The 25,908-nt window shown below is 72.9% G+C and carries 26 protein-coding genes; 6 read left to right on the forward strand and 20 right to left on the reverse strand.

All coding sequences use genetic code 11. The features are described from left to right. Positions 1-257: 257 nt before the first annotated feature. Positions 258-653, forward strand: a complete 396-nt coding sequence (locus tag ACQP04_RS22870) for an STAS domain-containing protein (protein ID WP_433502612.1) — start codon at positions 258-260, stop codon at positions 651-653. A 262-nt stretch (positions 654-915) separates the two neighbouring features. Beyond that, the gene (locus ACQP04_RS22875; RefSeq protein ID WP_433502613.1) at positions 916-1,308 is read left to right on the forward strand and encodes a DUF6401 family natural product biosynthesis protein; all 393 of its coding nucleotides are present in this window, start codon (positions 916-918) and stop codon (positions 1,306-1,308) included. A gap of 28 nt (positions 1,309-1,336) precedes the next feature. Here the strand turns inward: ACQP04_RS22875 and ACQP04_RS22880 are convergent, their stop codons facing one another. Beyond that, on the reverse strand, positions 1,337-2,227 hold the full coding sequence (locus tag ACQP04_RS22880) for a universal stress protein (RefSeq protein ID WP_433502614.1): 891 nt from the start codon (positions 2,225-2,227) through the stop codon (positions 1,337-1,339). Positions 2,228-2,444: 217 nt separating this feature from the next. Here ACQP04_RS22880 and ACQP04_RS22885 point away from each other — a divergent pair, with 217 nt between their 5' ends. After that, on the forward strand, positions 2,445-2,630 hold the full coding sequence (locus ACQP04_RS22885; RefSeq protein WP_433502615.1) for a CsbD family protein: 186 nt from the start codon (positions 2,445-2,447) through the stop codon (positions 2,628-2,630). 188 nt (positions 2,631-2,818) lie between these two features. Continuing rightward, a complete protein-coding gene (locus ACQP04_RS22890) occupies positions 2,819-3,283 on the forward strand; it encodes an acyl-CoA thioesterase (RefSeq protein WP_433502616.1) in 465 nt (154 codons plus the stop codon). Positions 3,284-3,425: 142 nt separating this feature from the next. On the opposite strand, the gene ACQP04_RS22895 is transcribed toward ACQP04_RS22890, so the two are convergent. From ACQP04_RS22895 to ACQP04_RS22915, 5 genes are read right to left on the reverse strand one after another with little or no spacing between them, the layout of a single operon-like run. After that, entirely contained in the window at positions 3,426-4,793 is a 1,368-nt protein-coding gene (locus ACQP04_RS22895) for an MmgE/PrpD family protein (protein ID WP_433502617.1), read from the reverse strand. Then, positions 4,790-6,148 carry an MmgE/PrpD family protein gene (locus tag ACQP04_RS22900; RefSeq protein WP_433502618.1) on the reverse strand — a complete coding sequence of 453 codons (1,359 nt, stop codon included), beginning with the start codon at positions 6,146-6,148 and terminating at the stop codon, positions 4,790-4,792. Before ACQP04_RS22900 ends, ACQP04_RS22895 begins: the two co-directional genes overlap by 4 nt. Continuing rightward, positions 6,141-7,457, reverse strand: coding sequence for an MFS transporter (locus ACQP04_RS22905; RefSeq protein ID WP_433502619.1), 1,317 nt, complete (start codon positions 7,455-7,457; stop codon positions 6,141-6,143). The genes ACQP04_RS22900 and ACQP04_RS22905 overlap by 8 nt, the downstream gene beginning before the upstream one ends. 35 nt (positions 7,458-7,492) lie before the next feature. Continuing rightward, positions 7,493-8,863, reverse strand: a complete 1,371-nt coding sequence (locus ACQP04_RS22910; RefSeq protein ID WP_433502620.1) for an FAD-dependent oxidoreductase — start codon at positions 8,861-8,863, stop codon at positions 7,493-7,495. 23 nt (positions 8,864-8,886) lie between these two features. After that, entirely contained in the window at positions 8,887-10,164 is a 1,278-nt protein-coding gene (locus ACQP04_RS22915) for an MFS transporter (protein ID WP_433502621.1), read from the reverse strand. 320 nt (positions 10,165-10,484) lie between these two features. Between ACQP04_RS22915 and ACQP04_RS22920 the strand changes: the two genes are divergently transcribed. Continuing rightward, positions 10,485-11,165: a GntR family transcriptional regulator gene (locus ACQP04_RS22920; RefSeq protein WP_433502622.1), complete on the forward strand. Its 681-nt coding sequence runs from the start codon at positions 10,485-10,487 to the stop codon at positions 11,163-11,165. Between the two features lie 22 nt (positions 11,166-11,187). On the opposite strand, the gene ACQP04_RS22925 is transcribed toward ACQP04_RS22920, so the two are convergent. The 14 genes from ACQP04_RS22925 to ACQP04_RS22990 all read right to left on the reverse strand — a co-directional run bounded on the left by ACQP04_RS22925 (position 11,188) and on the right by ACQP04_RS22990 (position 23,930). Then, positions 11,188-11,892 (reverse strand): isochorismatase family protein, encoded by a 705-nt coding sequence (locus ACQP04_RS22925; protein WP_197040421.1) that lies wholly within the window; start codon positions 11,890-11,892, stop codon positions 11,188-11,190. Then, positions 11,889-13,292: a dihydroorotase gene (locus tag ACQP04_RS22930; protein WP_433502623.1), complete on the reverse strand. Its 1,404-nt coding sequence runs from the start codon at positions 13,290-13,292 to the stop codon at positions 11,889-11,891. Before ACQP04_RS22930 ends, ACQP04_RS22925 begins: the two co-directional genes overlap by 4 nt. Further along, a complete protein-coding gene (locus tag ACQP04_RS22935) occupies positions 13,289-14,182 on the reverse strand; it encodes an isocitrate lyase/PEP mutase family protein (RefSeq protein WP_433502624.1) in 894 nt (297 codons plus the stop codon). The genes ACQP04_RS22930 and ACQP04_RS22935 overlap by 4 nt, the downstream gene beginning before the upstream one ends. A gap of 113 nt (positions 14,183-14,295) precedes the next feature. Further along, positions 14,296-15,045 (reverse strand): SDR family NAD(P)-dependent oxidoreductase, encoded by a 750-nt coding sequence (locus ACQP04_RS22940; RefSeq protein WP_433502625.1) that lies wholly within the window; start codon positions 15,043-15,045, stop codon positions 14,296-14,298. Next, the gene (locus tag ACQP04_RS22945; protein WP_433502626.1) at positions 15,042-15,785 is read right to left on the reverse strand and encodes an SDR family NAD(P)-dependent oxidoreductase; all 744 of its coding nucleotides are present in this window, start codon (positions 15,783-15,785) and stop codon (positions 15,042-15,044) included. Before ACQP04_RS22945 ends, ACQP04_RS22940 begins: the two co-directional genes overlap by 4 nt. Beyond that, positions 15,782-16,879 (reverse strand): alkene reductase, encoded by a 1,098-nt coding sequence (locus ACQP04_RS22950; RefSeq protein ID WP_433502627.1) that lies wholly within the window; start codon positions 16,877-16,879, stop codon positions 15,782-15,784. Before ACQP04_RS22950 ends, ACQP04_RS22945 begins: the two co-directional genes overlap by 4 nt. Then, positions 16,876-17,580 (reverse strand): GntR family transcriptional regulator, encoded by a 705-nt coding sequence (locus ACQP04_RS22955; protein ID WP_433502628.1) that lies wholly within the window; start codon positions 17,578-17,580, stop codon positions 16,876-16,878. Before ACQP04_RS22955 ends, ACQP04_RS22950 begins: the two co-directional genes overlap by 4 nt. Continuing rightward, positions 17,573-17,704, reverse strand: coding sequence for a hypothetical protein (locus tag ACQP04_RS22960; protein WP_433502629.1), 132 nt, complete (start codon positions 17,702-17,704; stop codon positions 17,573-17,575). The genes ACQP04_RS22955 and ACQP04_RS22960 overlap by 8 nt, the downstream gene beginning before the upstream one ends. Positions 17,705-17,742: 38 nt before the next feature. Further along, positions 17,743-18,855: an NDMA-dependent alcohol dehydrogenase gene (locus tag ACQP04_RS22965; protein WP_037039912.1), complete on the reverse strand. Its 1,113-nt coding sequence runs from the start codon at positions 18,853-18,855 to the stop codon at positions 17,743-17,745. A gap of 28 nt (positions 18,856-18,883) precedes the next feature. Then, positions 18,884-19,951 carry an ABC transporter permease gene (locus ACQP04_RS22970; protein WP_433502630.1) on the reverse strand — a complete coding sequence of 356 codons (1,068 nt, stop codon included), beginning with the start codon at positions 19,949-19,951 and terminating at the stop codon, positions 18,884-18,886. Further along, positions 19,948-21,483 (reverse strand): sugar ABC transporter ATP-binding protein, encoded by a 1,536-nt coding sequence (locus tag ACQP04_RS22975; RefSeq protein ID WP_433502631.1) that lies wholly within the window; start codon positions 21,481-21,483, stop codon positions 19,948-19,950. Before ACQP04_RS22975 ends, ACQP04_RS22970 begins: the two co-directional genes overlap by 4 nt. Then, positions 21,483-22,622, reverse strand: coding sequence for a sugar ABC transporter substrate-binding protein (locus ACQP04_RS22980; RefSeq protein ID WP_433502632.1), 1,140 nt, complete (start codon positions 22,620-22,622; stop codon positions 21,483-21,485). The genes ACQP04_RS22975 and ACQP04_RS22980 overlap by 1 nt, the downstream gene beginning before the upstream one ends. Positions 22,623-22,683: 61 nt before the next feature. Then, positions 22,684-23,547 carry an MBL fold metallo-hydrolase gene (locus ACQP04_RS22985; protein WP_433502633.1) on the reverse strand — a complete coding sequence of 288 codons (864 nt, stop codon included), beginning with the start codon at positions 23,545-23,547 and terminating at the stop codon, positions 22,684-22,686. Beyond that, entirely contained in the window at positions 23,544-23,930 is a 387-nt protein-coding gene (locus ACQP04_RS22990; protein ID WP_433502634.1) for a cupin domain-containing protein, read from the reverse strand. The genes ACQP04_RS22985 and ACQP04_RS22990 overlap by 4 nt, the downstream gene beginning before the upstream one ends. 397 nt (positions 23,931-24,327) lie before the next feature. Between ACQP04_RS22990 and hutH the strand changes: the two genes are divergently transcribed. Continuing rightward, positions 24,328-25,893, forward strand: coding sequence for a histidine ammonia-lyase (gene hutH, locus ACQP04_RS22995; protein WP_433502635.1), 1,566 nt, complete (start codon positions 24,328-24,330; stop codon positions 25,891-25,893). Positions 25,894-25,908 lie beyond the last annotated feature (15 nt).

The raw sequence follows: 25,908 nt of genomic DNA on the forward strand, positions 1-25,908 counted from the left end.
CGGGGCGCTATACGTTGAGGTGGGGCAGAGATCGGTTTCCGGGGTCTTCGCGGCGCGGAGAGCCGACGACTCGGGCGGAGCCCAGAGGAGACGTGCGGCTGCGCCGGATTGCGTGACGCCGTCCGGGGTGGGACCGTTCTGGTGCGGGTTGCATGGGCCTGAAGTGCGATGGCGGTGACCTGTCGGGGTGACGACCGCGCCTACGACGCCTCAGGTCCGGCCCCGCCGGTCTTGGCCCTTCGAGTAGTTGGTGCTCGATGACCGATTCGGACGATGTCTGTGGTCAGGCTCGCGGACGTGCGCGATCCCAGGATCGCCGCCTGCGTCTTCGCAGGGCCGACACGAGCCGGCCGGCCGTGGTCGAGATCAGCGGGGAAATCGACCTGACGAGTGTTGAGGAGTTCGACTCGTGCCTGTGCGACGCGGCGGCAGCGCTCGACCCCGGTGACCGGTTGATCGTGGATCTCTCCGCCGTGGACTTTCTGGCGGCCTGCGGGGTGCGCAGCCTGCTGCAGGCTGAACGCCTGGCGGCTCGACGCCAAGGACAGATGCGGCTGGTAGCGGCGACCGAGCAGGTCCTGATGCCGCTGGCGGTCCTGGGCCTGCTGGAGAGGCTGCACGTGTGCGCCTCGCGGAGCGAAGCCGCCGCATAGGCGCAAGCACGGCAGCATCCGGCCCAGTCCGCCGACGGCGGCGGATTCAACGTCGCCCGACCACCGGTCCCCGCTGACGACGGGCTCGACCGCACCTCGTCCCCCCGACGGCACGGCCCCCGGACCTCTGCGTCCGGGGCCGCGCCGCGTCCCCCACCTGAGTCGCTCACCACAGCCGACGGGAGGGGATGGGCGGCGGCGGACCTCACGGCTAACCTGCGGGATCGTGAGTGATGCCGCGCGCCCCCTCGCATCCCGGCCCGTGCCCCGCACGCTCCGCTCGGCCCGGCGCTGGCTGCGTGCGCTGCACGACGAGCTCGGTACCGCGGGGCTCGCCGCCGCTGCGGTGCTCCCCGGACTCGCCGCCGCGATCGACCAACACGCGGCCGCCGTGCACGACGCCACCACCATCGGGCTCGAGGCGTCCGCCGCCGTTGCCGGCCTCCTGCTTCTGGCGGGCTACGCGCACGGCGTCCTCACCGAAGCGCGCGCACACGGATGGCACCCGCCCGCTGCCGGGCCGAGGGGGTGGTCACGGGCGGACTGGACGAGCGTCCGCCTCGCCGCGATCTGCGCGCTGAGCGCCCACCCCGAGCACGTCCGGACCGCCGACCTGCCGCCGTGGCCACGCACGATCACCCCGCCATCGGCCTGACCTGAGTCGTTCGAGGTCGCCTCGTCGGCTACTCCGCGCCGGCCTCGGGTCGCACGATGGCGACCGGGGCCGCCGCGTGGGGCAGCACAGCCTGGCTCACCGAACCCAGCAGCGCGCCGCGCACCGTGCCGCGCCCGCGCGAACCGACGACGACCAGCCCGGCGCCGCGCGACCGCGCGACCAGGGCGGCCGCCGGCGGGTCCCGCAGCAGGACCCGCTCGACCGGCACCTCGGGGTGTTCGGCGGCCCGGGCCGCCAGGCACTCGTCGAGCAGTCGGCGCTCGTCGGTCTCGACCGCGTGCCAGTCGATCAAGCCGGCCAGGTAGGGATCGTGGACCGGGTCGCCCCAGGCGCGCACGGCGACCAGGGGGGCCCGCGTGCGCGCAGCCTCGTCGAAGGCGAACCCGAGCGCGGCCTCGCCGTGCGGGCTGTCGTCCACCCCGACCACGATCGGGGCGGCCGTGTCGCGCGGGGCCCCGTCGCCGCGGACGACGACCACCGGCCCCGCCGCCTGCGCGGCCACGGCGATGGCCACCGACCCGAGCAGCAGCCCGACGAAGCCACCACGGCCGCGGGAACCGACGACGACCAGCTGGGCGGTGGCCGACTCCTCGCGCAGCACCGAAGGGGCCCCGCCGGCGCGGACCTCGGTCGTGATGTCGAGCTCCGGGGCGGTCTGCCGCGCCACCTCGAGGGCGGCCTGCAGGTCCTTCTCGGCAGCCTGGGTGAGAACCTGCCGCTCGTACTCGGCGGCGAGCGCCAGCGTGCGCGGATGGTAGGTCCTCCACACCACGGCCGCGACGAGCCGCAGGGGTGCGCCTCGCCCTTCGGCCTCGACGGCTGCCCACCGGACGGCGGCAAGGGCCGTGTCCGATCCGTCGACTCCGACGACGACCGCGGTGCGGGCGGTGACGCTCATGGTCCCTCCTCGTCTTCCGGCCCTCCACGGTCCGTCGGGCCAGCTGCGCCTCGCCCCATCCGAGGGTCGTCGGAGACGAGGTCGTCGGTCGTCGACCTTCGGGACCTTCGGCCCGGTTCCCGGGCCTTCGCGGCGCGATGTTCCGGAGGACGACCACCGGGGTACCTCCTCGCTGCCGACCTCGACGACGGCCGGTCCGGCAATCGAAGGAGCAGCCATGGCGATGGACGACAAGATCGACAACAAGGCCGAGGAGCTGAAGGGCAAGGCCAAGGAGGGTGTTGGCCGCGCCACCGACGACGAGGAGCTGCAGGCCGAGGGCCAGGGCGACCAGGCCTCCGGCAAGGTCAAGCAGGCAGGCGAGAAGGTGAAGGACGCCGCCAAGGACGTCTTCAGGAAGTAGCCCGGCCTGCTGCTGTACGGCGCCCGGCTGCCCCTTCGGCACGCCGGGCGCCTCGCTTCGGCGGCAGCCCGCTGCTCGCCGGGTCCGAGCCCGTCCGCCGGACTCACGCGGCAGCGACCGCCACCCAGGCCCCGGTGCGGGCCGACTCGACCACCGCCCCGGTGATGCGCACAGCCGCGGGAGCCGCAATGACCACCGACGAGCCCGACGACCGCCACCGGCTGTCGATGACCGTCCTCATGACGCCGGACATGTCGAACTTCTCGGGGAACGTACACGGTGGCACGATCCTCAAGTTCCTCGACCAGGTCGCCTACACGTGCGCGAGCCGCTGGGCGCGGACCTACGTGGTCACGCTGTCCGTGGACCGGGTCGTCTTCCGGGAGCCGATCCACATCGGCGAGCTCGTCACGTTCGCCGCCTCGGTCAACTACACGGGCCGGACCTCCATGGAGGTGGGGATCCGGGTGACCACGGAGAACCTGACCGACCAGACCGTGCGGCACACCAACAGCTGCTACTTCACGATGGTCGCGATGGACGCCGACAAGAATCCGGTCGCCGTCCGCCCGCTGACGCCGGGCACGCCGGACGAGAAGCGGCGGTGGGCCGAGGCCGAGCTCCGCCGGGTGGAGCGCCGTTCCACGCCATGACCGGGATCAGAGGTCGCTGAGGACCTTCATCCGGCGGCCCCGGCGCAGTTCGTCGTAGTCGGTGAGCCGTCCCGCACGCCCCCGAGCAGGGACCCTCGCGGGGAAGGGCCGTGCACCGCAGGCGTGCTGGGGCCGCCCACCTTCACCCCGCTTCGCTGATCAGCGAGCGCAGGGAGCCGAGATCGGGAAGGCCCGCATCCTTCACTTCCGCGGCGAAGCCCACGGACCAGTACGCCGGCAGCCCGGCGGCCTCGCAGTTGCCGAGGAACTTCTCGACGACCCGGTCCGCCGCCCACGGCCGACCGACGCCGCCGTCGACGTCGTCGATCGTGACGGTCCGGACGCTGCCGTCGGTCCACTCGACCTCGATCTCCGCCGGGAAGACGGCCGGGTAACCGGAGTCGGGCCAGATCTCCCAGTCCACCCGCGCGGCGACGGCGAGCACCTCGGGATCCGGGGGCCCGACGAAGTCGGACAGCAGCACCCGCCCGCGGACCGCCTGCAGCGCGACGACGTACGGCAGGCTCCACCGGGCCTCGTCGGCCCGTGCCGGGGCCTGCTTGGCGGCCCACGGGAGGGCGATCACCGTCTCCTGGCCCTGCGGGACGCGGCAGCGGATCCGGTGGATCCGCCGGTACCCGCCGTCCGGCAGGCCGAGCGCCGCCACCGCCTCGGCGAACGGGTGCAGGAAGTGGCAGCAGGGCACGCCCTTGAAGGCCGCGTCCATCAGATACCACCGGGAGCCCAGATCACCGGAGAGACGGCGCAGCCGGTCCGCCGCCGACGGATCATCGGCGTAGAGGCCGAAGAACCCCCGGTCGCCCTCGAAGACGTCGCGGGCTCCCGTGATCCCGCCCTGCACGAGGTGCACCGTGGAGATCGCCGCCTGGGCGGCGATGCCGGCCTGGGCCGCCTTGCTCGACGCCCCGCGGCTGAGGAACGTGAAGTTCCCGGCGGAGAAGCTCGCGGCGACGGCGACGGCGTCGAGCAGACCCTCGCGGTCGAGGCCGGCGAGGAGGCCGACCGCGACGGCACCGGCGACCGGCCCGGCGACCGAGGTGCCCTGGAAGCCGGCGCGCTGGAAGCCGCTCGGGGCGGCGAGCCCGAGCCGGACGAGCACCTCCCATCCGGCGACGAAGGCGCGCACCTCCTCCGGTGCCGTGGCCTTCCCGGCCTCGGCGGCGGCGAGCACCGCCGGGGCGAGGACGCTGCTGCCGTGCATCACCGCGCCGGTGTGGGTGTCGTCGTACTCGAGCGAGTGCACGAGGGTGCCGTTCACGAGCGCCGCGTCGGCCGGTGTCGTGCCGGAGGCCGCACCGAGCACGGTGCACGGCCCGTCCGGACGCGCGACGCCGAGGAGGCCCGACGCGGGCCCGAGCCGGGAGGCGGCCAGCCCGACCCCGAGGGCGTCGAGCAGGTGCAGCCGCGCGGCCTCCTCGACCCGTTCCGGCAGGTTCTCGGGCAGGTCGAGCACGCCGTCCACCAGGATCTCGGCGGTCGTGCGGGTCATCGGTCCCCCTCGGCGAGCAGGTCGTCCAGTAGCGGGCGCAGCGGTGCGTCGAGGTCGAGGGGCGTCGACGGATCGGTCAGGACCTGCACCCGACCGGCGAAGCCGGGGCGGAGGTCGCCGGTGAGTGTCCGGTACTTGGCGAGCAGCTCCTCGCGTGTGAGGGGACGGTCCGGCCCGCCCGACGCCGACAGGACCGTCTTCGTCAGGACGCGGCCGTCGGCGAAGCTCACGCGGACCGTGGCGGGCCGGTCGTGCGGCGGCGCGGGCGGATCGGACCACTCCTCGATCGCCACGAGCGACCGGAGCCGCGCCACGTCCGGGTCCCGCAGCGAGCCGCAGGAGAACACCGTGGCGGCGGTGTCCCGTGCAGCCAGCACGGTGGCGACGGCGTGGGGCAGGGAGAAGCGCCCGGCCAGCGTGGTCTCCGGTGCGGCGTTCCACAGGGCGGCGGCCAGGGGATGCGCCCGGACGTCGATCCGCTCGACCTCCGCGCCCTCCGTCTCCGTCGCGATCAGCGCGGCGGCCTCGACGCTCGAGTGCAGGTACTGGCAGCAGGCGTACGGCTTCTGGTAGCCGTCCTGCACCGCGTACCGCTCCCCGAGGTCCTTGGTGAGCGCGGCCGGACCCGCGACGGCTCCACCCACCCGGCCGAACACCTCGTCGAGCACGCCGGGGCTCGCGGTCAGCCCGGCCGCGGCCATGTCCACGGCGACGAAGCCGAGCTGTGCGCCGGCGCCGGCCCAGGCGTTGCGGACGGTGGCGCCCTCGGTGGCGTGCCCGAACGGGCCGGTCAACGACATCGAGGCCGCGCCGAGCACGGCCCGGGAGAACTCCTCCACCGGCAGCCGGCGCGCGGCGGCCAACGCCGCCGCCGCGCCGATGGGCGACAGGGTCGCGTGCGGATGGAGCACCAGCGGGAGCGGCGGCCGGTAGGCCCGCGCGATCCGCGTGACCACCTCGTACCCGACGACGACCGCGGTCAGGAGGTCGCCGAGGCTGCCGCCGCCCGCCTCGGTCTCGGCCAACGCGGCCGGGAGGGTGTAGAGCGAGCCGTGACAGGTCGCGGGGCGGTAGCCGCCGTCGAGCTCGGTCCAGTTGGCGGCGACGGCGTTCGCCAGCGCCGCCTTCCGACGATCGGCCCGGACCCCGGGACGTCCCACCACGGACGCCTCCGGCGAGCCCCCCGCCTGGGCGGAGACCGCCCGGACCTCGGGCTCGGCGTGGGCCCCGACCATCGCCGCGACGTCGTCGGCGACGATCGTGAGTGCCGTGCGCAGGACGGGCCCGGGCAGCCCTACGGCGCCCGCGGCGGAGCGATCCGCGGTCCAGCCGAGCAGGTCGTCGAGCTCAGGCACTGCGCACCTCCACCTTCGCCGCCCGCTGCTGTGCCGCGTGCCGGCGGTGCGCACCCCAGGCGCAGCAGGCGGCGAGCAGCGACAGCGCCACGACGTACCAGGCCATCGCGGTGTTGCTGCCGGTCACGCTGTACAGCCAGGTGGCCAGGAACGGTGCCGTGCCCCCGACGATCGTCGTCGGGAGCGCGTAGCTCAGCGATGCCCCGGTGTAGCGCGTCCGGGCCGGGAACAGCTCGCTGTACACGGCCGGCTGGGGTGCGTAGGCGGCGGACTGGACGACGGCCAGCCCGAGCACCATCCCGAGCAGGATGATCCAGGACTCGCCGGTCTCGATCATGGCGAAGTACGGGAACACGAACAGGGCCGCGGCGACCGCCGCGATCGCGACCTGCCTGCGCAGGCCGACCTTGTCCGACAGCCAGCCGAAGACCGGGATCGACACGAGGTAGCAGACGGACACGATCGTCAGGTGGTTGATCGTCTCGCCCTTCGGCACGCCGAGGGTGCCCGTGACGTAGGCCAGGGTGTAGGTGGCCACCGTGTAGTAGATCGCGTTGTTCGCGGCGCCCAGCCCGGCACCGAGCAGGACCGAGCGCCAGTCCTCGCGGAACACCTGGGCGATCGGGAGGGTCTCGACCTTGCCGGCGTGCGCCGTCTCGGCGAAGTCGGAGGACTCCGCCAGTCCGCGCCGGATCGCCAGCCCCACGACCACGATCACCACGCTGGCCAGGAAGGGTATCCGCCAGCCCCACTGCTCGAAGGCGTCGCCGCTGACCGCGGACGCCCCGGCGATCACCAGGCTGGCCAGCAGCAGCCCGGCGGGCGAGCCGATCTGCGTCGACGACCCGAACAGGCCCTTCCGCCGCGCGGGCGCGTTCTCAACGGACAGGAGTGCGGCGCCGCCCCACTCGCCGCCCAGCGCCACGCCCTGCGCGATCCGGCAGAGCACGAGCAGCACCGGCGCCCAGACCCCGATCGAGGAGTAGGAGGGGATGCAGCCGATCAGCACGGTCGCCGCACCCATGATCAGCAAGGTGGTGATGAGCACGTTGCGCCGGCCGAGCCGGTCACCGAAGTGGCCGAACAGGATGCTCCCGAGCGGGCGGGCGACGAACCCGACGGCGAAGGTCGCGAAGGCGGCGAGGGTACCGACCACACCCTCCTGCGTCGGGAAGAAGACCTTCCCGAACACCAGGGCGGCGGTCGTGCCGTAGATGAAGAAGTCGTACCACTCGAGGGTCGTCCCCACGAAGCTGCCGAGGGCGGCCCTGCGGGACTGTGGAGTGGCGGTGTGGGGGTGGCCGGACACAGGTCCTCCTCGTCGGATGCCGGAGCGGCGTCGGGTCAGCGCGGGACGGCCGCGTGCCGGCCGGCGAGCATGCCGAGGCCGAGGGCCGCGAGCAGGCCGTTGCCCGACGAGTAGCCGGCGCCACCCGCGCGCCCGCTCACGCCGGCGGCGACCCCGCCCGCGGCGTACACGCCGGCGATCGGGCCCGCCTGGCCGAGCACCCGCGCGTCGGCGTCGACCTGCACCCCGCCCTGGGTGTGGAACAGCGCGGGGATCGCCCGCACCGCCGCGTAGGGCGGGCGCAGCGGCCCGCGTCCCCAGTCGGACCGCCCGGTCGGGTCCGGCCGCTCCCCCGCCGCCGCGGCCCGGGCGGCGTCCAGGGTGCGGCCGAGCTCCGCCTCGTCGGCCCCGATCGCTGCCGCCAGCGCGGGGACGTCGGCCGCTTCCCTGACACCGCCGGCGGCCAGCAGGTCGGCGAACTCCTCCTCGTGCGCGGCCACCGAGTCCCGGATGGAGGTGTCGAACACGACGTGCACGGGGCCCTCGGCACGTGCGACGTCGGCGGCGAAACCGGAGTAGCCGATCGACTCGTCGCCGATCCGGCGCCCCTGCGCGTCGACGACGATCCCGCCGTGTTCGACCGTGGTCCACGAGGTGATCGAGCCGTGCGGGCTCGCGACGGCCGCGTACCCCTGGAAGGCCTCCGCGTTGCCGAGCGTGGCCCCGAGGTCGAGCAGCCACCGGACCGCCTCGCCGGTGCTGCCGTGCGCACCGAGGTACTCCAGCCCCACGGCCTGCGGGGCGAACCGGGCGATCATGTCCGGGCTGGCACCGAACCCGTTGGCGGCCAGCACGACCGCGCGGCAGCGCAGGGTGTAGGTACCCGACCGGCCGCCGGACACGACGACCCCGCGGACCACCCCGTCCTCCACCACGAGCCGCTCGACCGGCGAGTGCGTGAGGACCTCGACGTCCGCGGCCTTGCAGGCCCGCAGCAGATCGGCGACGAGCGCCTGCCCCTTGCGGGACGGCGGGGCGTGCAGCCGCGGGACCGAGTGCCCGACGTGCTTGTAGTCCGTGATGAGCCGCAGGTCGATCGCATGCGTGTCGACCAGCCACTCGACCAGCCCCGCGCTCGCCGCGGCGAGCGTTCGGACGAGATCCTCGGCGTCGTGCGGACCGGACTGGCGGAGCAGGTCGGTGGCCAGCCGCTCGGCTGAGTCGTCGATGCCCGCCTCACCCTGCCAGCGCGTCCCGGCGCCGGGCACGGATCCGGTGGACAGGGCGGTGTTGCCGCCCGCGCGCTCCTCCTTCTCCAGCACGACGGCGGTCGCGCCGCCGTCGGTCGCGGCGAGCGCGGCGGTGAGCCCGCCGCCGCCGGCTCCGACCACGACGACGTCGACATCCACTTCGGACTGTTCGGGCACGGGGGTCCTTCCTCGTTCCGGGGTCAGCCGGTCCGCAGCGCGGTGCCGCGGGTCTCGGTGAGGGTCAGCGCGGTCCCCACGGTGACGACGGCGGCCGCCACGAGGAACCACGCGGGGGCCAGCGGGCTGCCGGTCAGGCCGAGCAGCCACAGACAGATCAGCGGCGCGGTGCCGCCCACCGCCATGCTGGCGAGGTTGAAGCCCAACGCGATGCCGGTGTAGCGGACCCGCGACGGGAACATCTCGGCGAACGTCGCGAAGACGACGCCCATCAGCGCGGCCTCGGGCAGGCCGAGCACCACCTGCGCCAGGATGGCCGGCGCCAGGGCGCCGGCGTTCATGACGGCGAAGCACGGCACCGCGAGCACGCCGAACGCGATCGCCGCGATCAGGAGCACCGGTCGCCGGCCCCACCGGTCGGAGAGCTTGCCGAAGAACGGCATGGCCGCACACGACACGATCAGCGTGATCGTGGTCGACCAGAAGGCGGCGGCCGGGCTGAACCCGCCGGTCCGCTGCAGGTGCGTCGACGCGTACACATAGGTGACGTAGTAGCCGGCGAACAGCAGCGTCGACAGGCCCAGGGTGCGCAGCAGGCCGGGCAGGTGCGCCCGGACGAGCTCGACGGCGGGAGCGGACGCCTCCCCCTCCCCTGCCTCGAGCTCCTCGTCGGAGACCGAGTCCTCGAGGCGGTACCGGATCCACAGACCCACCAGTCCCAGTGGCAGGCTGATCAGGAACGGGATGCGCCAGCCCCAGGCCGCGAGCTGCTCGGACGTCAGCACCGAGGTCAGGATCGTGACGGCGACGGACGCGAGCAACGCGCCCGACAGCGCCCCGAGCTGGACGGTGGAGCAGAGGAACCCGCGCCGGGCGGGCGGCGACTTCTCCGCGACGTACGCCGCGGCACCACCGACCTCGCCACCGGAGGCGATGCCCTGCACGCACCGCGCCGCCACCAGCAGGAACGCGGCCCCGACGCCGATCGCCGCATACGTGGGAAGCACACCGATCGCCACCGTGGCCGCGCACATCGACAGGATCGTCGCGGCCAGGATGCGCGAGCGGCCGAAGCGGTCACCCAGGTGACCGAAGATGAGTCCGCCGAGGGGGCGGAGCACGAAGGCCGCGGCGAAGGTCGCGAACGTGGCGAGCAGCGCCGTGGTGGGGTCGGTGCCGTTCGCGAAGAAGACGACCGAGAGCACCGTGGCGAGGTAGCCGTAGATGCCGAAGTCGTAGTACTCGACCACGGACCCGACCAGTCCGGCCGCCACGACCCTGCGGTCGATCGACTGCGGCACGGCAGCCGCGTCCACCTCCGCCCCGGAGTTCACCCCGGGACGCGCTCCGGTACCCGCTCGGCCCGCGAGGGACCGCTTGTCCGATTCCACCGCCAGCACCTCCTTGTCCTGCCGGCCGCGGCTCTCCGCGGCTGGGTCATAGGCTGCGGTACAAACTGACAACTGTCAACAGTTTGCGAGATACGGTCGCCTTCGACCGCGGTCCGCAGCAGCTCAGTTACTATTCGATGTGTCGACAGTTCGAACCGATCGGCGATCGCGGCCCGGCGGGGCGTCCACCCGGACTGCCCCCGTCGCAGCGACCGCGGCGAGGAGACCCGGTGACCGAGCAGAACCGCCCCGCCAAGCTGGGCCCCGTCGCGACCTTCGCGGGGCGCAGCCTGGAGGTCCTCCGCGACATGATCCTCGACGGCACCCTCTCCCCCGGTGAGCGACTCAACGAGGTGCACCTGTCGCAGGCGCTGGGGATCAGCCGCGGACCGCTGCGCGAGGCCATCCAGCGCCTGGCCAGCGAGGGCCTGGTCGAGGCCGTGACCCATCGCGGCGTGTACGTCCGCTCCTTCTCGGCGCGCGAGCTCTCGGACTTCTACGAGCTGCGGATCGCCCTGGAGACGCACGCCGTGCGGCTCGCCGCCCGCTACGCCCCGCAGGAGCGGATCGACGAGCTCGGCCGGATGCTCGACGACACGGAGTCCAGCATGGGCTCGGACGCCACCGGCTCCTACCCCGCCGATCCCGACTTCCACGCCCGGCTGGCGCGGCTGGCGGCCAGTCCTCCGCTGATCCAGGCCCTCACCGATGTCGGACGGAAGATCCAGCTCGCCCGGGCGCGCTCGGCCCACCAGCCCCGGCGCGCCCGTACCGCTCTCGACGAGCACAGGACGATCGTCGCGGCTCTGGACGACCGGGACGGCGACCACGCCGCCTCCCTCCTCGAGGCCCACCTCTCGAGCTCGTTGAACAGCGCCCTCGCCGTGCTGCGCGCGGCCGAGCCCGACTGAGCGCCCGGCCGCGCGGCACGGGTCAGGCCCGTGCGGGCAGCTCCGCCAGCGCGCCGAGCAGGGCGCCGGTGGTGGTCACGTCCGCGTACTTCTGGGCCATGTCGAAGAGGTTGACCTCGTGCACGACCGCGCTGCGGTCGTACACGGCGTCCGCCGGCACGCTGACCCGGAAGTTGTAGGAGAAGGCGTCGGCCACGCTGGCCCGGACGCAGCCCGAGGTGGTGCAGCCGGTGACGACGAGCGAGTCGGCGCCGGTCTCCACCAGGTAGCTGGCGAGCGGCGTCCCGAAGAACGCGCTGGGGTGCCGCTTGGGCACCAGCACGTCGCCCTCGACGGGGGCCACCTCGGCCACGAACTCGTACCCCTTGGCCGGGATGTCCATGATCCCGGGGACCTTGGCCCCCAACCGGCCCGCGTCGTAGGACTGCTTGGGCGCGACGTGCGGGTACAGGATCGGCCAGCCCTTCTCCCGGAAGGTCGCGACCAGCTCCGCGATCCGCTCCACCGCGGCCCAGCCGACCTCACCGCAGCTGGTCGGGAACTCCTTGACCGCCTCCTCGAACGGCGCCGGGGTGGTGCCGACGGTGCGGTACTGCACGTCGATGATCAGCAGGGCGGGCCGGGCGCCCAGGCCGACGGGCTTGCCGAAGCCGGCCAGGTCGTAGTGGCGCAGGGTGGTCTCGTCGATGACCCCCGCCCCGCCGACCGTCCACACGGGATCCGTCACACGAGCTCCTTCTGCGAGGCGAGCGCCGCGGCGCCGCCGTTGGTCCGGGACAGGTAGGTGCCGGTGGGCGTGTCGGCGAGCTCGCCGTCGCGCACCGCGAACCGCCCGCAGACGAGCGTGTGCACCACCTTCAGCGGGATCTCCCGGCCCTCCCACGGCGAGTACTCCGCCACGGAGTGCTGGGTCTCGGCGCGCACCGTGGTGGTCGCGTCGAGGTCGACGACGGCGAGGTCCGCGTCGGAGCCGACCCGGATCGTCCCCTTGCGCGGGAACAGCCCGAACAGCTGCGCCGCCCGCGTGCTCGTCGCGTCGACCAGGCGCTCGAGGTCGATGCCCCGGCGCAGGCCCTCACCGACCGTCGTCGGCAGGACGAGGCCGGTGCCGGGGAAGCCCGCCGACGCCGTCCAGATGTCCTTCTCCTTGGCGGTGCGGTGCCGGGAGTTGTGGTCGGAGCCGACGGTGTCGACGGCGCCCGTCCGGACGCCCTCCCACAGCGCCTCGACGTCCTCGGCGTGCCGGATGGGCGGGTTGACCTTGCCGTAGGTCCCGCAGTCGGCGTCCGTGGTCAGGGTGAGGTACTGGGTGCAGGTCTCGGTGAACAGGTTCGGGTACGCCGTCTGCTGCATGCCCATCGCGTCGAGCGCGGCCTTGCTGCTGGTGTGCACCGCATAGACCGACGCGCCGGTCTGGCTCGCGAAGTAGGCGACGCGCTGCACCGCCTCGGCCTCCACGACCGGGGGGCGGCTGCGGTACCAGGCCTCGAGCGGCGGGATCGTCTCGTCCCGGGGCTGCTCACGCAGCTTCCACACCAGCTCGATGTTCTCCGGGTGCGGGCAGACGAGCGCTCCCGCGTCCGCGGCGGTGCCCAACAGGTTGTACATGTACGCGTCGTCGTTGCCCGGCAGGCCGAGGTACTTGCCCTCGTCGCCGCGGAAGTTCATGAAGAACTTGAAGCTGGGTACGCCCAGCTCGCGCACATAGTCCGGGATCGAGGCGACCTGCTCGTCCGTGCCGAGCACGAAGTGGAACCCGTAGTCGGTGTGCGAGTTGCCCGCCATCGCGGCGTCCGACTCGGCGAAGACCTTCTCGTAGGGGTCCGCGCTCATCAGGTAGATCAGCATCGTGGTGATGCCGCCCGCGACGGCCGAGGCCGTCTCGCGCTCACCGTCCTCGGGATCGCGCGGCACCCGGATGTCCTTGCCCAGGTGCACGTGGGGGTCGATGCCACCGGGCAGGACGACCTTGCCCGCGAGATCGACCTCCTGGGCGGCCGCCACCTCGGCGTCCCGGGCCACCAGCCCGCTGATCACCCCGCCGGTCACGAGGACGTCGAGCTCCTGCAGGCCGGCGCCGTGCTGGAAGACGCGGCCCCCGCGCAACCTCAGGTCGTGCGTGCTCACCGGACCCGCCTCCGTTCCGCGGTCGCTGCGTACCGCTCCTCGAGCCGGTCGAACTCGGGCTTGCGCACGAGCGCCTGCCGGTCCTCCCAGCTGATCATCAGGTGTCCCGCTTCCCGGGTGTCACCGTGCTTGCCGAGGTGCGCGAGGACCTCGCGCATCCCGACCACCGCACCGCGCATCGTGGCATTCGCGTACAGCGCCACCGCGAAGCCGAGCTCGCCGAGGGTCCTGCGGGGCAGCAGCGGGGTCCGGCCGCCCTCGACCATGTTGGCGATGTGCAGGCCCGGAACCTGGGTCGTGATGTACCGCATCTCGTCGGCGCTCTCCGGCGCCTCCACGAAGATCACGTCGGCGCCGGCGTCCCGGTAGGCCGCGGCCCGCTCGCAGGCGGCCTCGAGGCCCTCGGACGCCCGGGCGTCGGTGCGCGCGACGATCAGCAGGTCGTCGTCGCGCCGGGCGTCGACGGCGGCCTGCACCTTGCCGACCATCTCCCCGAGCGACACGACCTCCTTGCCGGTGAAGTGCCCGCACTTCTTCGGGCTGATCTGGTCCTCGAGCTGGATCGCCGCAGCGCCGGCCCGCTCCAGCCTGCGCACCGCGCGCTGCACGTTGAGCGCATTGCCGAAGCCGGTGTCGGCGTCGACCACGACCGGCAGGGCCACGACGTCGCAGATGGCCTCGACGTGTCCGCAGAGTTCGTCGAGGGTCAGGATGCCGTGGTCCGGCATCCCGAGGTAGGTGTTGGTCACGCCCGCGCCGGTCACGTAGACCGCGTCGAAGCCCGCGTCCTCCACCACCCGGGCCGTCAGGGCGTTCGCCGCACCCGGCAGCACCAGCGGCCGGTCCGGCGCCCCGAGCAGGGCGCGCAGCGTTCGCGCCGGGGTGGTCATGGAACCTCCTGGAGGTCGATCGATCGTGCTCGTCCGGGGGCTTCAGTGCCCCCTGTCATCACTTTCCAACCTCAACCTGCCAACTGTCAACAGTTTACGGCTGAGGTGAGCGCTCACCCCGGCACCCGGGCCAGTAGCCCGCCGTCGACCAGCACGGACGTGCCGGTGACGAAGGCCGCGTCGGGCGAGACCAGGTAGGCGACGGCCCCCGCCACGTCGGCCGGGCTTCCCATCCGGCCCAGCGGCGCGGCCGCGGCCGCTCCCGCCGCGGCGGCGGCCGGGTCCTCCTGGGCGTCGAAGTACCCCTCGAGGTTGGGGGTCAGGATGAACCCCGGGCACACCGCGTTCACCCGGATGCCCACCGGGGCCCCGTCGAGCGCCATCGCCTTCGTCAGGGCGAGGACCGCACCCTTCGACGCGACGTACGCCGCGTCCTGCGGGAACGCCGCGAACGACGCCGTGGACGCCACGAGCACGATCGCGCCCCCTGCGGGGACCATCGCCGGCCAGAGGTGCCGGTTGAGGCTGTGGATGCTGGTCAGATTCACGTCGAGCTGGCGGTGCCACTGCTCGGCGGTGAGCTGGTCCAGCGCGCCGACCACCGTCTGGCCCGCCGCGTGCACCACCACGTCGGGTGGGCCGGTGCGCTCCAGCAGGCCCGGCAGCTCGGCGTCGACGGCGGCGGCGTCGGCCACGTCGAACGCCGCCGTCACGGCGTCGGGCCCGCAGTCCGCGGCCGCCTCGGCGAGCCGCTTCTCGTCCCGGCCGAGCAGCACGACCCGGGCGCCGTCGGCGGCCAGCCGCACGGCGACACCGCGGCCGATGCCCGAGCTGGCTCCGGTCACGTACGCGACCCCGCTCATGCGGACCCCATCGGCAGGGCCGGCTCCCCGGCGGTCCAGCCGCCGTCGACGGGCATGACCACCCCGGTCACCGCGGACGAGGCGGACGAGGCCAGGAACGCGATGACCTGGCCGATCTCCTCCGGCTCGAACATCCGCCCGAGGGGAACCCGCCGGGACACGGCGGCGTCGAGCTCGGGGGTCATCTGCTGCTTGGCCATCGGGGTGAGCGTGAAGCCGGGGCACACCGCGTTCACCCGGATTCCCGCCTCCGCCCAGTCGATCGCCATCGACCGGGTCAACGCCGCGACCGCCCCCTTGGACGCCGAGTACGCGGACTGGTGCGGCAGGCAGACGAGCGCCGCCTGCGAGGCCACGTTGACGATGGCGCCCCGCGCCTCGGCGAGCGCGGGGTACAGCGCCTGGGCGGCGTGCACGATCCCGCCGACGTTGACCTCGTAGGTCCGCCGGAAGTCCGCGGGGTCCGTCTTCTCGACCGGCAGGTTGTCGGTGATGATCCCGGCGCAGTTGACCAGCGCGTCGACCCGGCCGTGCTCGGCGACGACCGCCTCGGCGGCGGCCTTCGTCGCGGCCGCGTCCGTCAGGTCGAGCGGGCCCGCCTCCTTCGTCCCGGAGAGGTCCCAGCCGACGACGGTCGCGCCCTGGTCCCGGAACACCTCCGCGGTGGAGGCACCGATGCCGGACGCGGCCCCAGTGATCACCACGACACGCCCGTCGAAGGGCGCCTGGATCGTGCTCATGCGTCACTTCCCTGCTCTGGATCGGCGTCAGCCGAGTGGGTGGGGTAGTCCACGTAGCCCGCGTCCCCCGGCGTGTAGAAGGTCGACTCGTCCCAGGCCGCACGCGGGAGGTTCTCGCGCCAGCGCCGGACGAGATCCGGGTTCGAGATGAACAGCCGCCCCACGCTCACCAGGTCGGCCTCCTCCCCGACCAGCGGCGCGACGTCGGCGAGCTCGCTGCCGCCGAGGTAGCCGGTGTTGAGGAGGTACGTCGTGGGCCAGCGCCTCCGCAACTCGGTGTGGAGCGGGGAGGACCGCCTGCGCAAGGTGTGCAGGTAGGCGGGGCGCAGCGGCGCGAGGGCGTCGGCGAGCGCCAGGTACGTGTCCTCGTTGCCCTTGTCGGCCATGTCGTTGAACTGGCCCCCGGGCGAGATCCGCAGCCCCACGCGGTCGGCGCCGATCCGCTCGGCCACGGCCGCGGTCACCTCGACGACGAACCGCGCCCGCCCCTCCGGCGAGCCTCCCCAGCGGTCGGTGCGCAGGTTGGTGCCCGGGGAGAGGAACTGGTGCAGCAGGTAGCCGTTCGCCCCGTGCAGCTCCACCCCGTCGAGGCCGGCCCGGACGGCGCGGGCGGCTGACGCCGCGAAGTCCTCGATCACCTGCGTGATCCCGGCCTCGTCGAGCGGCACGGGCTCGGGTGCGGGCACCATCACGCCGTCGGCGCGGGCCACCTCGAGCCGGGCGCGCACGGCACTCGGGGCCACCACCCGGGCGTCGGCCGGGATCAGGCTCTCGTGCGAGATCCGGCCGGTGTGCATGAGCTGGCAGAAGATCCGCCCGCCCGTGGCGTGCACCGCGTCGGCCACCCGGGACCAGGCCTTCTCCTGGTCGTCGGTGTGCAGGCCGGGCGTTCCCGGATAGCCCTGGGCCGCGGCGCTCGGCTGGGTGCCCTCGGTGATGATCAGCCCGGCCCCCGCCCGCTGGGCGTAGTAGGTGGCCGCCGAGTCCGGCAGCACCCCCGCCACGTCCGCGCGGTTACGGGTCATCGGCGCCATCACCACTCGGTTCGCCAGCTCGATCCGCCCGAGCTTCCAGGGTTGGAAGATCGTGCTCATCCGGCCCTCCCGTCCGCGTACGTGGGTTGCAGCAGCGTCAGCGTGTTGCGCAGGGCCGCCCCGAGGTGGTCCCGCATGGCCTCGCGCGCGCCGCGGGCGTCGCGCGAGACCAGGGCGTCGACGAGCCGGTCGTGCTCGCCGACCGCCTCGACCGCGCGCGACCCGGTCGCCCCCGAGCGGGAGCGGGCCAGCCGCAGCTCGGCGTTGACCTGGGCGACGGTGCGGGCCAGCCGCTGGTTGCCGGCGAGCCGGACCACCAGATCGTGCAGGTCGTGGGTGTCGAAGACCCCCGACCGCCCGCTGCGCGCGACCTCCTCCCCCGCGGTCTGTGCGAGCCGGCGCAGCTCGGCGACTCCCGCCGCGTCGATCCGGCCGGCGGCCAGCTCGGCCGCCTCCGCCTCCAGGGCGATCCGGACCTCGAACAGTTCCCGGACCTCCTCCAGGTCGAGGGTCCGGACGAACGCCCCGCGGTGCGGCTCGACCGTCACCAGCCCGTGGTGCTCGAGCCGGCGCAGCGCCTCCCGGACCGGGCCACGACTGACCCCGTAGGACCGGGCGATGTCCGCCTCGGACAGCCGGGCGCCTGGTGGGTGCTCGCCCTGGACGACCGCGTCGCGCAGCAGCGTCTCCACCCGGTCGGCAAGCGTGAGGTTGGTGCGGTCGATCGGCAGCGGCGCGACCGACGCCGTGCCGTCAGCCATGGAGATCGACGCAGACGGTCTCGACGTCACGGGTCCGGATGCCCGTCCTGAGCCAGCAGCGGGTGTCGGTGTGCTCCACGGTCCGGGCCGCGGGCGCGGCCGGGGTGTCGGTCACTCCAGTCATGCGTGGGTTCCTGTTCGCGGAGGGGCTCGGTGCCGGTCTCAGTGCTGGTGGACGAGGACGCCGCGGATGTTGCGGCCCGCGTGCATGTCCTCGACCGCCTGGTTGATCTCCTCGAGGGAGTAACGGCGGGTCACCAGCTCGTCGAGGCGCAGGACGCCGCTGCGGTAGAGCTCCAGCAGACCCGGGATGTCGGCGGTGGGGTTGCAGTCGCCGTACATCACGCCCTTGATGGACTTGGCGAAGTTGGTGAGGTCCTGCGGGCTCACCGCCAGGTGGCGGTCCGACGAGCCGACGGACACCAGCACGCACCGCCCGGCCTTGCCGACGGCCGCGAACACGTCGCCGATGATGTCGCCGTCCACCCGCCCGACGGTCACGATGCCGACGTTCACGCCCTGCCCGTTCGTGAGCTGGTCGATCAGCGGCCGGGCCTCGGCGATGGAGCCGAACGCGGCGGTGGCGCCGAAGTCCTCGGCCCGCTCCTGCTTGTACGGCACCGGATCCACGACGATCACGTGCGCGGCACCGGCGATCCGGGCGCCCTGCACGGCGTTCGCGCCGACGCCGCCGAGCCCGGCGACCAGCACGACGTCCCCGGGGCGGACGGGACCGCCGTTGACCGCGGCGCCGAAGCCCGTGGCCACGCCGCAGGAGACCAGGCAGGCCAGCTCGAACGGGATGTCGTCCGGCACCTTCACGGCCTGGTTCTCGTGGCAGACCAGATAGTTCGCGAACGTGCCCAGCCGCGTGACGCCGCCGACGTCCGTGCCGTCCGTCGCATGGAAGCGGGCCGTGCCGTCCATCGCACGCCCGTGCTCCATGCCTGCACCGTTGTCGCAGATGTACTGCTGGCCCCGCGCACAGTAGCGGCACTTGCCGCAGGCCGGGATGAACAGTGTGGCGACGTGGTCGCCCACCTCGACCTTGGTGACCCCCGGCCCGACCGCCTCGACGATCCCCGCGCCCTCGTGCCCGCCGACCATCGGCAGCGTGACGGCCAGGTCGCCGGTGACGAAGTGGTCGTCGGAGTGGCACAGCCCGCTCGTCATGACCTTGATCCGGACCTCGTGGTCCCGCGGCTCGTCGAGCTCGAGGTCCTGGACCTCCCACTTCGCGCCGATCTCGTGGATGACGGCTCCGCGTGCCTTCACTGTGGTGCTCCTTGGAGAAGAGTGGTGATCACGCTGCGGCGGCCTCGGCGCGCCGCTTGCGCTCGCCGCGGTTGCGCACGAGCGTGGACAGGACGACCGCGATGACCAGCGCGCCGCCGTAGAAGAGCTGCTGCACGTACTGCTGGGCCCCGAGGAGCTGCAGCCCGGTGATGCCGGTGACGAGGAAGTACACCGCGATCAACGTGCCCCAGGGGTTGAACCGACCGATGCGCAGGACGGTCGAGCCGAGGAAGCAGGCCGCGAAGGCCGGGAGCAGGAACGACGCGCCGGAGACGGGATCGGCGCTGGCCGTGGTGCCCGCGTAGACGACGCCGGCGAGGCCCGCGAAGCCGGCCGAGATGACGAGCGAGCGCCAGCGCAGCCGCGAGACGTTCACGCCATTGAGCCGGGCCACGTCATGGCTCTGTCCCACGAACAGCAGCCGCTGCCCGAACGCGGTGTGGTCGAAGACGTACCAGGCGATCACGACCAGCGCCAGCGCGTAGAAGAAGCCGATCGGGATGCCGAGGAACGGCTGGAAGAGCACCGCGTCCGACAGCGTCCGGTCGACGCCGCTGATCGTCGCCGAGTTCGAGAGCAGGTAGACCAGTCCCTGCACGACGGTGCCCATACCGAGCGTCACGATGAACGGGTTGATGTCGAAGGCCGTGACGATGAGCCCGTTGATCACGCCGACGAGCAGGCTCGCGGCGATCGCGACCAGGACGGACCACCCGATGCCCCAGCCCTGCTGCACATTGAGCACCGCGACGACCACGGTCGCCAGGTTCAGCGTGGCCGCCACCGAGAGGTCGTAGTCGCCGGCCCGCAGCGGGTAGAGCAGGCCGATCGCCAGGATCAGCAGCACGACCTGCGAGGACAGCATGTTGGAGACGTTGGCCGCGGTCGGGAACGTCTGCGGCACGACGAGGCTGAAGGCCAGGATCAGCACGGCCCACACGCCGAGGAGGGCGAACCGCTCCGGCTCCGCGGGTGCCTTGCGCTTCCTGCGGGCGGAGGAGGCGGGAGCGGCCGACGCCCGGACCGCCTCCTTCTCCTTCTCCTTCTGTGCCTTCTTCTCCTCCGTGGCACTCACGATGCCTCCTCCGCGTAGACCGCGGACGCCAGGACGTCCTTGGTGATGTTCGATCCGGTGATCTCGGCGCTGATCCGGCCGCCGTCGAGCACGAGCACCCGATCGGCCATCTCCACCAGCTGCTCGTAGTCCGACGTCGCGCAGAGCACCGCCATGCCCTGCGCCACGGCCTCCCTGATGAGCACGAAGATCTCGCGACGGGCGCCGACGTCCACGCCCTGGGTGGGCTCGGCGAGCAGCATCACCTGCGGGTCGGTGTCCATCCACTTGCCCAGCAGGGCCTTCTGCTGATTGCCGCCGGACAGGTGCCCGAACATCGCCTGCGGATTGGCCGGGACCACGCCGAGCCGGTCGCAGGTGTCCTGCACCTGCCGGCCGAGGCCCTTCCAGTCGACCCGCCACCCGCGCGCCCGACCAGCGAGGAAGGGCAGCGAGACGTTCTCCAGGACCGACAGGCCCAGCGCGCCCCCCTGCCCCTTGCGGTCGGCCGGGATGAGCACCACCCCGGCCTCCATCGACCGCGCCGGGGTGGGCCTCGAGATCGTCCGGCCGGCGTGCTCGATCCGCCCGGCCGGCGCGTGCCGCGCCCCGAACAGCAGGTCGGGGAGCTCCTCGAAGCCGGAGCCGGCCAGCCCGGTGACCCCTACCACCTCGCCCGCGAACAGGTCCAGGTCGAGGTCGCGGACGCGGTTCCCCCGGAGTCCGCGCGCCGACAGCAGCGCGGGCCGGTCGGTGCGGACCGCCGCGTCGCCCTTGGGGACGTGCTCGTCCCGGGCGCCGAGGATGAGCTGCACAAGGTCGTCGCGGGTGGCGCCGGCGGTGGAGCGCGTGCCGGCGGTGCGCCCGTTGCGGAACACGGTGACCCGGTCGGTGACCTCGAGGATCTCGTCGAGGTCGTGCGAGACGAGCAGCACCGCGTCGCCGCGGTCCCGCAGCCGGCGGAGCAGGGCGAACAGCAGGCCCACCTCGTGGCGCGGCAGGAACACCGTCGGCTCGTCGAGGATGAGGATCTGCCCGCCGCCGCTGCCCGAGCGCAGTTCCTGGGAGCCGACGGCCCGGACCACCGCGACCATCGCCCGCTGCACCGGGGTGAGCGTGTCGATCGCGGCGGCCGGGTCGACGTCGATCTCGAAGCGTTCCAGGAGTTCGGTGACGCGGCGGCGCTCGGCCTTCCAGTTCACCCGGCTCCAGCCCGGGGCGTCGCCCCCGGAGTCCAGGGCCATGTGCTCCAGGACGGTTCCCGCGCCGGCCAGCCCGAGGTCCTGGTGCACGAAGCCCAGGCCGTGGTCGCGCAGACCGCGGGCCCCGAACGGGCTGCGCACCGTCGTCCCGGCGACGGTCACGGTGCCGCCGTCGGCATCGTGGAAGCCGGCCAGGATCTTGATCAGGGTGGACTTGCCGGAACCGTTGGCCCCGAGCAGCCCGTGGACCTCGCCGGGCCGGACGTCCAGGTCGACCCCGCGCAGCGCGGGGACGCCGTTGAACGCCTTGGTCAGGCCGGTGACACCCAACAGCGGCGCGGGAGTGGTCATCAGGCCAGGCCCCACATCTTGAGGAACGCGGGGCCGTACTCGTCGCCGAAGCCCTTGCCGCTCTGCGGCGGCGTGCCGGTCTCGGCCACGTTGGAGGCGTCGATGACACGGAGCGGGCCGGACTCCGCGGGCACCGGCTCGGCCCCGAGCATCGCCCGGAACGCGACGTCGATGTTCACGTACGCGACCCAGTCCGGGTTCTCGGCGGCGTCCATCGCGACCTGGCCGTCCTGCACCATCTTCAGGATCGACGGGGTGCCGTTGAAGGTGTAGATCGGCACGCTACGGCCGCCCGCGGCCTGCTTGATGCCGGGCGCGGCGTAGAGCGCCATCGAGTCGTAGATCGGCAGGACGGCGTTGATGTTCGGGTTCTTCAGCAGCGCCGACTGCACCTGGCTCTGGATCTGCTGCGACCACTGCGGCACCGCGACGTTGATCACCTCGGCGCCCGACCCGGCCGGCGCCTCGTCGGCCAGGGCCTTCTGCATCGTGTCGACCATGCCCTTGGCCGGGCCCGTCTCCGACGACTGGATGATCAGGGCGTGCACGGGCGCGCCCTTCTGCCCGGCGACCGCGGCGAGTGCCATCAGGTGGGCGGCCTCGTTGAACGGCGCGAAGGCCTCGTACTTCAGCCCCGGGGTGACCGGGCTGCCCTTGTCCGAGATGTGCAGCGGCACCACCGGGATGCCGGCCTTCGTCGCGGCGTCGATCTGCGGCCCCAGGGTGGAGGGCAGCGGTCCGTTCAGCAGGATCGCCGCGGCGCCCGCGTTGATCGCCTGGGCGATCCCCTGCTGGTAGGAGGTCTGGGTCCCGTCCGAGGGGAAGGTCACGAGGGTGACGCCGGCCTTCTCGGCCACACCCCGCATCGCCTGCTCACCGGCCTGGTAGAACTCGGCCTTGCTGTCGATCGGGATGCTGTAGATCGTCTTGCCCCGCAGGGAGCTGACGTCGATCGCGGGGCCCAGGTCCTCCGTGCCCGGGACCGCCTTGGCGGCGTCGACGGTCTGCTGCGCGGCCTGCGCCTTCTGGGTGCCCTCGGGCGTGACCGCGGTGCTGGTGCTGCCTCCGCCCCCGCAACCGGCCAGCAGGCCGAGTGAGGTCGCAGCGACGAGCGCGACGGCGAGCTTCGTGATGCGCATAGATGGGTTCTCCAATGAGGACGCGGCGCGGGATGCGCCGGAGATCGAGTCGGTGGCGGCCCTATCGCGCCGCGAGGTCGGGCCTCTCGCGGAGGTCCTCGTAGATGCGCTCGATGGAACGCCGCTGGAACATCTCGATGAGGTCGTCGGGGTACCCGACGTAGTCCTCGGTGTCGACGTGGATGTTGTCGGGGAACCGGATCTCCGCACTGGCCTGCTCGCGGTCCACACCCCGGCCGATCGCATCGGCGACCTGCCCCACCACTTCGCGCCCCCAGTCGCGGTAGCGCTCGAGCACGCCGCGGTCGGCCACCTCACCGTGCCCGGGGACCAGCACGTCGAAGTCGTACGACGCGACCTCCTCGATCGCGTCGAACCAGTCCCACAGCCGGGAGTCCTGGAAGGACGGCAGGCCGGCCTCGCAGACGATGTCGCCGGTGAAGACGACCCCGTCCTCGGGCACGTAGGCGATGAGGCTGTTCGCGGTGTGCCCCGGCTGGAAGCTCAGCTCCAGGTGGACGTCCCCGAGGTGCAGGTCCAGGGCGTCGGAGAACACCACCGTGGGCACCCGGACCCGGTAGGTGTCCAGCAGCGCGACGGCCTCCGGGTCGATCCGGGCGAAGAGGCTCGCGAGGTAGTCGCGGCTCGGCGCCTCGTGCAGCAGGCGTTCCCGTGTACCGCGGTGCGAGACGACCTCGCCGCCCTGCCAGAAGTTGCCGATCGTGTGGTCCGGGTGATGGTCGGTGTTGACCACGAACCGCGTGGTGCCGAAGCCGTCGACCGTCTTCCGCCAGGCCATGGCATCGGTCGGGCGGTGCGGGGTGTCGACCAGCGCCAGGCCCTCGGCACCCACGACGATCGAGTTGTTGCTCCCGAGGTGCGCGGTCTCGACGTGCACGTGCGCGCTGATCTGCCGGAGGCTCATCGCGGGTCACCTCCGGAGGGCTCCGGCATCGAGGATCCTCCGAGGAAGCCGACCAGGTTCTCGATCCGGGTGGGTGCGAAGACCTCGATGAAGGTCGCCTCACCCTCGATGCTGTGCCCCGAGTGCTCGACACCCCTCGGGATCACGACGACGTCGCCCTCGGCCAGCACGGTCTTCTCACCGCCCACCGTGAAGGCGATCCGCCCGCTGGTCATCACCATCGCCTGCTCGGCGTCCGGGTGCGTGTGCGCGGGCAGCTCCGTCGGGTGCACCCAGCGGATGCGGTTGAGGCCCATCTCCTTGCCGGTCACCGCCGTCCGGAAGTTCCCCGGGAGCACCTCCCGCTCCGGCAGATCCGACCAACTCGACCAGTAGCTGCTCATCGGCGTCACGAATCTCCTTCGACTCGCCCTCCCGGTCGGCAGTCCGAACCGGCGCATGGCGAGGGTCACGGTAGAGGCCCACTCTGAAAACTGTCAACAGTCTTCAGTGCCGCCGACCCAACGCCCACTCGGACCGGCGGTCTGGGCATCTCGCATCTCCACACACAGCCGGGCGGCCCGCGTGTACCCCCGCGGCCGAATGTTCATGCGCACGGCCGGACAGCTCGTGAGGCCCTCTACGCCCGGGCCCGCGTCCGGCACTCCGTTCCGCCGCCGGCGCCCGGCCGGACGCTGTCCGGAAGTCGGATCTGGCGGGCGGGTCGGCCGGTCCGCACACTGCGGAGGTGGTCGCGTCCGCAGGGAGCACGCCGGAGGCGGGCGAGAGGAGTGGTGCGCCGTGGCTTCGCAGAATGCAGGCGCGGACGTCCGCCGAGTCGTCGTCGGGGGCAGTCCGCTGACGGTGCCCGAGGTGGTTGCGGTGGCTCGGCACGACGCCCGGGTCGAGATCGACGCCACCGCCGCGGCGTCGATGTTCGGCGCACGGGCGGCCGTCGATGAGCTCGCCGCATCCGACCGCGCGATCTACGGCGTGTCCACGGGCTTCGGTGCGCTGGCCACGACCAGGATCGGCAAGGCGTCGCGGGACGCGCTGCAGCACGCTCTGGTCCGGTCCCATGCAGCGGGCACCGGCCCGGAGGTCGAGCGCGAGGTCGTCCGTGCCCTGATGCTCCTGCGGCTGCAGACCTTCACGACCGGCCACACGGGTGTGCGGTCCGAGGTGGCCGACCGGTACATGGCGATGCTGAACCTCGGACTGACGCCGGTGGTCCACGAGTACGGCTCCCTCGGCTGCTCCGGCGACCTCGCTCCGCTCGCGCACTGCGCCCTTGCCGCCATCGGAGAAGGCCAGGTCCGCACGAGCGACGGCGACGTCGTGACGGGTCGGGAGGCGCTGGCCGCGCACGGCCTCGAGCCGCTCCGGCTGGCGGCCAAGGAGGGGCTGGCCCTCGTCAACGGGACGGACGGCATGCTCGGGATGCTCGCCCTGGCCGTTCACGACCTCGGCGCGCTGTTCACCGCCGCCGACGTCGCGGCGGCGATGAGCGTGGAAGCCCTGCTGGGCACGGACCGTGTCTTCGCGCCGGAGTTGCAGGGCGTGCGACCCCATCCCGGGCAGGTGGCCTCGGCGCAGAACCTGCACCGTCTGCTCGCCGGCTCCGCGATCGTGGAAAGCCATCGTGGCGAGGACTGCAGCGTGGTTCAGGACGCCTACTCGTTGCGCTGTGCGCCCCAGGTCGCCGGAGCGGCGCGAGCCACCCTCCGGCACGCCGCGGACGTTGCCGCGATCGAGCTGGGGAGCGCCATCGACAACCCCGTGGTGCTTCCGGACGGGCGCGTGGAGAGCAACGGGAACTTCCATGGAGCCCCCGTCGGCTACGTCCTGGACTTCCTCGCCATCGCCGCGGCCGACATGGCGTCGATCAGCGAGCGACGCACCGACCGCCTGCTCGACCCGAGCCGTTCGCACGGGCTGCCGGCCTTCCTGGCGGGGTCGCCCGGCATCGACTCCGGCATGATGATCGCCCAGTACGCCCAGGCGGCGATGGTCAGCGAGCTCAAGCGCCTGGCGAACCCCGCGAGCGTCGACTCCATCCCCTCCTCCGCGATGCAGGAGGACCACGTGTCGATGGGCTGGTCGGCCGGGCGGAAGCTGCGCAGGGCCATCGACGCCCTGCAGCGCGTGATCGGCATCGAGATCCTCGCCGCGGCACGCGGGCTGGAACTTCGCGCTCCGCTCGAGCCCGGGTCCGCCTCGACTGCGGTCGTGACCCTGCTGCGCCGGAGCATCGCCGGGGTCGGCCCCGACCGGTGGCTCTCCCCCGAACTCGAGCAGGTCACCGAGCTGGTCCGTCGTGGTGACGTCGTGCGAGCGGCCGAGTCTGCAGTCGGCCCCCTCCGGTAGCCGCCGGCGCGGTCC

The organism is Pseudonocardia halophobica (genome assembly GCF_050948485.1).
Taxonomy (GTDB): Bacteria; Actinomycetota; Actinomycetes; order Mycobacteriales; family Pseudonocardiaceae; genus Pseudonocardia; species Pseudonocardia halophobica.

Coding starts and splice junctions, on each gene's coding strand:
- ACQP04_RS22985 (WP_433502633.1), bottom strand. CDS start 23,547: ATGAGCCTCCGGCAGATCAGCGCGCACGTGCACGTCGAGACCGCGCAC.
- ACQP04_RS22935 (WP_433502624.1), bottom strand. CDS start 14,182: ATGACCACCCCGGCGCGAACGCTGCGCGCCCTGCTCGGGGCGCCGGAC.
- ACQP04_RS22945 (WP_433502626.1), bottom strand. CDS start 15,785: ATGAGCACGATCCAGGCGCCCTTCGACGGGCGTGTCGTGGTGATCACT.
- ACQP04_RS22870 (WP_433502612.1), top strand. CDS start 258: ATGACCGATTCGGACGATGTCTGTGGTCAGGCTCGCGGACGTGCGCGA.
- ACQP04_RS22940 (WP_433502625.1), bottom strand. CDS start 15,045: ATGAGCGGGGTCGCGTACGTGACCGGAGCCAGCTCGGGCATCGGCCGC.
- ACQP04_RS22990 (WP_433502634.1), bottom strand. CDS start 23,930: ATGAGCAGCTACTGGTCGAGTTGGTCGGATCTGCCGGAGCGGGAGGTG.
- ACQP04_RS22880 (WP_433502614.1), bottom strand. CDS start 2,227: ATGAGCGTCACCGCCCGCACCGCGGTCGTCGTCGGAGTCGACGGATCG.
- ACQP04_RS22955 (WP_433502628.1), bottom strand. CDS start 17,580: ATGGCTGACGGCACGGCGTCGGTCGCGCCGCTGCCGATCGACCGCACC.
- ACQP04_RS22895 (WP_433502617.1), bottom strand. CDS start 4,793: ATGACCCGCACGACCGCCGAGATCCTGGTGGACGGCGTGCTCGACCTG.
- ACQP04_RS22890 (WP_433502616.1), top strand. CDS start 2,819: ATGACCACCGACGAGCCCGACGACCGCCACCGGCTGTCGATGACCGTC.
- ACQP04_RS22885 (WP_433502615.1), top strand. CDS start 2,445: ATGGCGATGGACGACAAGATCGACAACAAGGCCGAGGAGCTGAAGGGC.
- ACQP04_RS22960 (WP_433502629.1), bottom strand. CDS start 17,704: ATGACTGGAGTGACCGACACCCCGGCCGCGCCCGCGGCCCGGACCGTG.
- ACQP04_RS22975 (WP_433502631.1), bottom strand. CDS start 21,483: ATGACCACTCCCGCGCCGCTGTTGGGTGTCACCGGCCTGACCAAGGCG.
- ACQP04_RS22980 (WP_433502632.1), bottom strand. CDS start 22,622: ATGCGCATCACGAAGCTCGCCGTCGCGCTCGTCGCTGCGACCTCACTC.
- ACQP04_RS22950 (WP_433502627.1), bottom strand. CDS start 16,879: ATGAGCACGATCTTCCAACCCTGGAAGCTCGGGCGGATCGAGCTGGCG.